This window comes from Paenibacillus tuaregi (genome assembly GCF_900086655.1).
Taxonomy (GTDB): domain Bacteria; phylum Bacillota; class Bacilli; order Paenibacillales; family Paenibacillaceae; genus Fontibacillus; species Fontibacillus tuaregi.
In genome coordinates, this window is sequence record NZ_LT575476.1 from 3,728,053 (window position 1) to 3,734,392 (window position 6,340).

Sequence of the window (6,340 nt, forward strand, 5' to 3'; positions counted from 1 at the left end):
TCATTGTCCGGAGGAATCTATGAAAATTTGTCCTGAGTGCGGCGGCCAAAATGATCAATCCAATGAATTGTGTATGATCTGTGCTGCGCCGTTGGATTTAAGTGATGAGCGAGAACTGCTTGAGCATGAGCCTATACCTGAGCCATTACTTGAGCCTAAACCTAAACGTGTACAAAAAGCGATCTTGTCTGAAGATCAAACTAAACTGTATAACCATGTTAAATCCAAAAAGACTCATCAGGGAGATGTTAAACCATTCGGGCGGTTTGCGAGCCACACCGCAAATGATTTAATGGCGGCAATCCCAAAAGGCTCTGAGAGCCAAGGGAGTAACATCAGAAGACCTAATTCCGCTGCTAAAAACAAATCCAGAACCCCTTACGCGGGATTTTGGAGGAGAGTGGCGGCCAGCTTAATTGATTACTTCGTGGTCTTCTTGCCTCTGATTATCATATTTAATTACTTTAAAAGCACTCCGTCTCCAGTCGTACCTTCTAGTTATTTATTCGAACATCAGCCTGCTTCGACAACAGCTTCTTGGTTTAATCCGTACGATCTTATTCTGTCAGCCGTGTTGACACTCTACGAAGCGTTGATGATCTCGTCTTCAACGCAAGGAACACTGGGAAAAATGGCCATGTCAATCAAAATTACGGATACAAAAGGACAACGTATTTCTTTTTTGCGAGCCCTTGCCAGAACGTTCTCCACCCCTCTCTCTTTACTAACTCTAGGGATCGGGCTTTTGTTGTGTATTTGGACATCGAAGAAACAGACCCTGCATGATTTCGTTGCCGATACCCTGGCTATAAAGAAATAGAGCTTAACTTAAAACCAAAACCATCTAGCATTTATTACATACGGAAATATTGGGAAAGCGCCTTAAGAATCAAAAGAAAATCCCCTACCAAATGCCAAAAAATCGCTGTGCTAGTAGCAGAGCGATTTTTTGTACATATACTACAAATAATCTTTGAGTGTTGTCAGTAACTTGTTTAAGCCGTCGCCAATTGTTCTATAACAATCGAAGCGCTCACCGTAGGCGTTCCCCCGCCTATGCTTGCCTGAAGGGTTTGTGTGCCCATATTATCAATCCGGTTCAAAGTCAGAGTACCTCCGGCCGTTAACCTCGCTACAACTTGACCTTGATAAGGGTTATTGCCTGCACCGGAGCCATAGTTGCTGCAAAGAACCAGTGTGGCAGGCAGCGGTCCGGCGGCATCCGGATCAAAGAACAGGCCGAATGCACTGTTTCCGGCAGTAGGGAACACTTCCCAGCTGATGTTGTAGAAGCCGGTTTCCAGGATATTGACGGTAGAAGGACTTGTGAAGGAGGTTGCCGGTCCGTTTATTAGAGAATCATTAAAGGTGACGGCGCCCCCTTGGCCTCCGGGAGTTGGGGCTGGGGCAACAGTTTGATCAACTGTGCTGCATAAGAACGCAAATGAAGCGACTCCTGCTGGACCTGCTGGACCTTGGGGTCCCGGCACGCCTTGTGGACCTACAGGGCCTTGTATTCCAGGAAGACCTTGCGGGCCTTGTGCTCCGGGAAGGCCCTGTGCTCCAGGGAGACCTTGGGGACCTGCAGGACCTTGGGGACCTGCCGGGGCCGTAACATTAACCTTTGGGGGAGGACAGTTTACCTTTACGATTTTTTTAATGATGCGACGTTTCTTTTTTTTATGATGATGGACAACAACTTTACATTTGCGGCGCTTTTTTAAGCAATCCAATGATATACACCTCCTGTAGATTTGTCTACAGAATACGGGTCTACTTAAAGTTTCGCTTGGACGGATAACTATAGCCTGCTAGACTAACGGCTATCTTGAGCAAAAACAGGCTTCTGCAGGGGGTATTTACCAGTCCAGTCTAATTTCCCAGCCATCACAAAAAGGCCAACACGAATGTTAAGGCAATGATGAATTTACTGCAGCTGCTTCAAGAACTTTGCTGCACTTTTAAAACCAAACTACATGTCAATTTACAAGTAATAAGACACACGGACATGCCTTTCGGGATATGCTGATAGTACTGCCTTTACATTTTACGACTTCCTGATATCTTGAGACGTGCAGACGCGAATACGTCTTAGACCACTATGCATCATCGACCTAGTTGATATGGCAGTGGAAGCAGCGTGTCCAAATCATACGAGGCATTTTTATAGTTATGTAGCAAAGTCCATAAATAAATCTTGACTTATAACCAAAACCAACTAGAATTTATTACATATGGAAATATTAAGGAAGCACCTTTTTTCCTCAGATATCAGTCTGCACTGCAGGTCTGATTATGAACAGAGAAAGGGTGTTTTTTTGTTATGTACAGCAAACTATACAGCGCTTGTCTTTACGGGATTGACAGCGTGTTGATTGAAGTTGAGGTGGATTTGTCGAGCGGAATTCCCCAGACCTCCATCATTGGTTTGCCTGACTCAGCTGTCCGCGAATCCGTGGAACGTGTCCGCTCGGCCGTCAGAAACTGCGGATTCACGTTTCCGCTCCAGCGAATCACGATTAATCTGGCCCCTGCCGATCTGCGGAAAGAAGGCTCCGCATTTGACCTGGCTATTGCCCTCGGCCTACTGTCTGCAAGCAGCCAAATCGTGCTTCCCCAAGATGAGAAAGTTCTTATGATAGGAGAGTTGTCCCTTGAAGGCCGTCTCCGTCCGGTATCGGGCGTGCTGTCGATGGTAGACTTAGCGAAGCGCCAAGGCTTCACTTCAGTCCTGCTCCCGAGAGAAAACGCGGAGGAAGCCCATCTGCTGGGTGGGATTAAGGTATATGGGCTGCGCCATTTAAGAGAGCTGGTTCCCGAGGACCACCAGGAATTGCTGCTCTCGAAGAGTGGAGGCGGAACGTATCAGCTGGAATCAATGCGGCACCTGGAGGTGCCAGCACTCCCCGCTCCGCCAGCCCAATTGGCTGTTCAATCCTCAGCGCAAGAGGATTACAGCGACGTGCTAGGCCAGCTTCATGTAAAACGGGCCTTAACGATTGCAGCCGCAGGCATGCACAACATCATTTTGATCGGTCCCCCAGGGACAGGGAAGACCATGCTGATCCGCCGTCTTCCCACCATCCTCCCGCCTCTATCGCAAGAGGAGTCACTCGAAGTAACCAAAATTTTCAGTGCGGCTGGCAAACTTAAGGAGCCTGAGGCCGGGCTTATCCGTACAAGACCCTTCCGCTCTCCGCATCATACGATCTCAGCCGCAGGCATTGTCGGCGGCGGCACCATTCCCAAGCCGGGTGAGGTTAGCCTCGCCCACAAAGGCATTCTGTTCCTGGATGAACTTCCCGAATTCTCACGCGGTGCGCTTGAAGTACTGAGACAGCCTTTGGAAGACCGGGCCGTAACTATAAGCCGGACGAGGGCAGCCTTCACTTTCCCAGCTCATTTCATCCTCGCTGCCTCGATGAATCCGTGTCCGTGTGGATTTTTAGGGGCTGAACCGCCTTTGCCAATGTGCACCTGCGGACCAGGCAAAATTCTGCGCTACCGCGACAAAATCTCCGGTCCCCTACTAGACCGGATTGATCTGCAGGTTGAAGTGCCCAGGCCCGGGGATTGGCCGTATGATCCCTCTCCTCTTTCTTCATCGTCAATGAGAGAGAAGGTTCTGGCTGCCCAAGCTTTGCAGCAGCACCGTTACCGGAGGCACAACATCTCCTGGAACAGCGAGCTGTCAGGAAGAACGCTGCGACGCTTCACCAGGCTTAACAAGGAAGCAGAGGGGATGATGAAAGCAACCTTTGAAGCACTGGGACTGAGCATGCGCGCTTATGATCGTATTCTGAAATTGTCCCGGACGATTGCCGACATTGAGAACTCGGAGGAGATTCTTTCCGTTCATGTGGCTGAGGCTATTCAGTACAGGCAGCTCGACAGAAGAAGTACAAGCTAGAGCTGGAGCTAACAAGAACCGCAGGCAGGACTGTAGGTCTGTTCATGGTCGGCAGCCTATCGTTCTAATAAAGAACACGTCACTCCCCAAAACGGCCTTAATCGCTAAATCAGAATCTGCCGGTCAGCATTCCGCGATACATTTCAAGACCTTTTGGTACGCATTATCTATATTAACCAGCTCCCTCATTTCATCGATCAGAGCTTAAGAATAGAAATAGAAACAGACCATTCACCGTGAATGGTCTATTTCTATCTTTTCCCCAACTAATAAAGTTGAACTAAAGAAGGTTCGAGGAATAAGCAAAAGGGTGAATTGATTCTGGAGAAGCGAGGAAGTATACCCCGTTCTATCTAATAGATGATAGGAACTGAGCAGTGCAACCCGTGATTCTATCTTGATTAGAATATCAAAAAGAGACCACCTGTAGGCAGCCTCTTCTATTTCAACTTATTCGTCAGTTATGTAATTTGATTTCCTTCAAGGAACTTCAATTAAATTTCCGGCGGCTCCATTCCCATGGTGTTCCAATCCTCCAGAGAAGGACCATAAATGCCCGGAACTGGCAGACCTGCCTGACGCATCAATACAGTCATTTGTCCACGATGATGAATCTGGTGATAGACCAGCACCGTAAGAGTTGCGCCATTACGCCACTGCTCTCCATACATATCGTTCTTTTCTTGAAGGCTGCTGTCTGTCCATTTCTCAGAAATGGCTTGAAGCAGAGCGCTGCTGGCCTTCTTATAGCTCTGTGCGATAAACTCAGCAGAATCCGGCAGCGGCGCATCGTGATGGGGGGCGTCAAAGTCAAGACCGGTACGGGACAGCATTTCATGGAGGGAAGTAACCAAATGCCATGCCACACGTCCCAAAGTGCGGTTCTGAGAAGTTACGGCTTGCGACAGCGACTGATCCGTGAGCACATCCAGAATAGCCTGCGTAAGCCCACTCTCCCGCTGCCAGGTTTCTTCAAAAGCTTTAATCGTTGTAAACATGATCACTAAGCTCCTTTGCCAAACAGAGTATGTTCCTGTCAAAACGCATTTTTGAGATGATCAAGTGATTCGAGCTGCCCGGCTTGTCCGAACTGAACGGCAATGACATCAAATCGGACCGATGCATCTGAGCGGTTCACACGGTGCAGGTACACAGCTGCTGTCGTTCTCACCTGATTCATCTTCCTCGCGGTCACAGATTCAGCGGCTGTGCCAAAAACAACAGAACGGCTGCTTCGGCTGCGGACCTCTACCACTATAATATCGTGATTATACTCCGCAATCAAATCGAGTTCACCAGTCCGGCAGCGCCAATTCCTTGCTAAAATCCGGTAGCCCTGATTCTTCAAGTAGTCGGCAGCCAGTTCTTCCGCATACCGCCCTTGCTCCTTGCGTGTGTCCTTGCGGACTGCCTTATATTCCCGTTTATGTTCCACGGTTCAGCCCTTTCTCAGCAGCACGGTCCGAGCGGTAAATGAAGCTTAAAATCTCAGCCACCAAGGCATACAGCTCAGGGGGAATCTGCTGGTCCAAGTCGAGCTTTGACAGGACTTCTACCAGAGCCGGGTCTTCCTGGACCGGGATGCCGTGCTCCTTTGCTTTCTCAAGAATTCTTTCTGCCAGAAGCCCCGTCCCCTTAGCCGCGATAACTGGTGCTTCATGCTCGGATGGTTCATACTTGAGGGCTACCGCTCTCTTCATAGATGGAGTTCGATCCTCAGGCTTCTGATTCATATCCGGTAATCCACTCCTTTATAGGCTTGCGGAACATACAGTGGTGGGATCGCCTCGCTCCCTCCTGCCTTAGAAGCAGCTTCCATCGCTTCTGCCTTTAGCGATAACAGCCGATATCCGGAGGATTCAATAGCTGACTTAATCTCATCTTGTCTGCTCTCGATAAAAGCCCCCACGGCTTCCTGATCGCTGTGCACCTTTAAAATGACCTTCTTGTCTGCGACCTGAACATCGACCATGACCTGTCCTAAATGTTTCATTTGGAGATCAAACCACAACCGGCAGTTGGCAGCATCCAGCTCCCCACGCTTACCCCGGCGTGATTGAATATGCACGGAAGCGGTCTGATCCCCATCCGGTCCAGTAAAAGGCAGGAACATTGTGAACTGGGCAAAAGGAGCTGTCCGGTCTGTATTCATCAGCAGCTGTTGACCGGTAAGCTGGTTCACCATCTGTTTTGCCGTCTCTTGAAGCTGCGGCGGCATGTCCCCCGAATCCAGCACCTGCATCAGCACGCTCTTCAGCGTCTCGCGTATCGCGGCCGCCGGCTCATCCGCCGCCATAGAAGCCGTCGTAGCGGCGGCGGAAGCATCCGGCAGCGGCGCGTTCAAAGCCGCGCCATGCCGTGCCTGCTGCCCGGAAGGCACAGCCGTCCCGGGCAGGGCCTGCGCCGCACCGCTGCGCGCTGGTGCGGCCT

At 49.9% G+C, this 6,340-nt stretch carries 6 protein-coding genes and 1 pseudogene; 2 read left to right on the top strand and 5 right to left on the bottom strand.

The window, feature by feature from the left end; all coding sequences use genetic code 11:
* The first annotated feature begins 19 nt into the window (after positions 1-19).
* Positions 20-820, top strand: a complete 801-nt coding sequence (locus BN6628_RS16660) for an RDD family protein (protein ID WP_068619376.1) — start codon at positions 20-22, stop codon at positions 818-820.
* Positions 821-995: 175 nt separating this feature from the next.
* On the opposite strand, the gene BN6628_RS16665 is transcribed toward BN6628_RS16660, so the two are convergent.
* Complete coding sequence (locus BN6628_RS16665) at positions 996-1,733, bottom strand: collagen-like protein (protein ID WP_068619379.1); 738 nt, start codon at positions 1,731-1,733, stop codon at positions 996-998.
* 590 nt (positions 1,734-2,323) lie between these two features.
* Between BN6628_RS16665 and BN6628_RS16670 the strand changes: the two genes are divergently transcribed.
* Positions 2,324-3,910, top strand: coding sequence for a YifB family Mg chelatase-like AAA ATPase (locus BN6628_RS16670; protein ID WP_068619380.1), 1,587 nt, complete (start codon positions 2,324-2,326; stop codon positions 3,908-3,910).
* Between the two features lie 494 nt (positions 3,911-4,404).
* On the opposite strand, the gene BN6628_RS16675 is transcribed toward BN6628_RS16670, so the two are convergent.
* The 4 genes and pseudogenes from BN6628_RS16675 to BN6628_RS16690 all read right to left on the bottom strand — a co-directional run.
* Positions 4,405-4,908, bottom strand: coding sequence for a DinB family protein (locus BN6628_RS16675; protein WP_068619382.1), 504 nt, complete (start codon positions 4,906-4,908; stop codon positions 4,405-4,407).
* 38 nt (positions 4,909-4,946) lie between these two features.
* A complete protein-coding gene (locus BN6628_RS16680; protein WP_068619384.1) occupies positions 4,947-5,345 on the bottom strand; it encodes a YraN family protein in 399 nt (132 codons plus the stop codon).
* Positions 5,335-5,643 (bottom strand): EscU/YscU/HrcU family type III secretion system export apparatus switch protein, encoded by a 309-nt coding sequence (locus tag BN6628_RS16685; protein ID WP_068619386.1) that lies wholly within the window; start codon positions 5,641-5,643, stop codon positions 5,335-5,337. Before BN6628_RS16685 ends, BN6628_RS16680 begins: the two co-directional genes overlap by 11 nt.
* A pseudogene (locus tag BN6628_RS16690) lies at positions 5,640-6,340 on the bottom strand (flagellar hook-length control protein FliK); the annotation flags it as partial. The pseudogene BN6628_RS16690 and the gene BN6628_RS16685, both read right to left, overlap by 4 nt.